The organism is Mesorhizobium sp. M7A.F.Ca.ET.027.03.2.1, assembly GCF_003999175.1.
Classification (GTDB): Bacteria; Pseudomonadota; Alphaproteobacteria; order Rhizobiales; family Rhizobiaceae; genus Mesorhizobium.
Genome location: NZ_RZOM01001479.1, coordinates 1 through 1,081 on the forward strand (window position 1 = coordinate 1; position 1,081 = coordinate 1,081).

General features: G+C 67.7%; 1 protein-coding gene. It reads left to right on the forward strand.

The window, feature by feature from the left end; all coding sequences use genetic code 11:
- Positions 1-26 precede the first annotated feature (26 nt).
- Positions 27-809, forward strand: a complete 783-nt coding sequence (locus tag EN750_RS35775) for an SDR family oxidoreductase (RefSeq protein WP_127399380.1) — start codon at positions 27-29, stop codon at positions 807-809.
- Positions 810-1,081: the final 272 nt, after the last annotated feature.

The window sequence follows — 1,081 nt, forward strand, 5'->3', positions numbered from 1 at the left end:
AACCAGATGCGAGGTGGGGAAGAGGAATGGAGCTTCAGCTCAACGGCAAGGTGGCGCTGGTCACCGGCTCGACGCAAGGCATCGGCCGCGCCATCGCCGAGACGCTGGCGCGCTGCGGCGCCGGCGGCCTGCTCGTCACCGGGCGCGAGAAGACCCGCGGCGATGCCGTGGCGGAAGAGCTTTCGCGGCTCGGCACGCCGACGGTCTTCGTCGCCGCGGACCTCGCCGACCCGGCGGCCCCTGCCCTTTTGGCGCAAGCCTGCATCGAGCGCTTCGGCCGCATCGATGCGCTGGTCAACGCCGCAGGGCTGACCGACCGGGCCTCGTTCCTCGACGCCGATCTCGATGGCTGGGCCTCGCTGTTCGCGGTCAACGCGCGGGCACCGTTCTTCCTTATGCAGGCGGCCATCGCCGACATGAAGAAGCGTGGCCAGGGCGGCGCCATCGTCAACATCCTGTCGATCAACGCCCATTGCGGCTCGCCGGAACTCGCCGTCTATTCCGCCAGCAAGGGCGCGCTGGCCACGCTGACCAAAAACGCCGCCAACGCCCATCGCTTCGATCGCATCCGCGTCAACGGCATCAATGTCGGCTGGACCGACACGCCGGCCGAACGTGTCATGCAGGCCGACACGCTGGGCAACGGGCCGGGCTGGCTCGATGCCGCCAACGCCTCGCAACCCTTCGGCCGCCTGTTCTCGACGAGCGACATCGCCAACCTCGCCGTCTTCCTGCTTTCGGATGCTGCCGGGCCGATGACCGGCACGCTCGTCGACCAGGAACAGTGGGTGATCGGGGCGAACCGGTGAGCGCCATCGAAACGCATGCGCCCTGCATGACGCATTTCGCGTCGGCACCGTTGCCGTCAGAAGTTGGTCGCGATGAGGGTGACTGAAAAAGCCTATCGCCCCATTCGCTCAAAGCACCCGCGCCGCCTCACAGCGCCAGGCTCCCCTGCTCCACCTCCTCGGCATTCGGATCTCCCGGTGCGGTGGCCCAGGCCAATTCGACCAGCGTCACGGTGCGCCGGCCTGTCCCGTCGAGTTGGCAGACGATGAGGCCCTGCTCCTCGATATAGGTC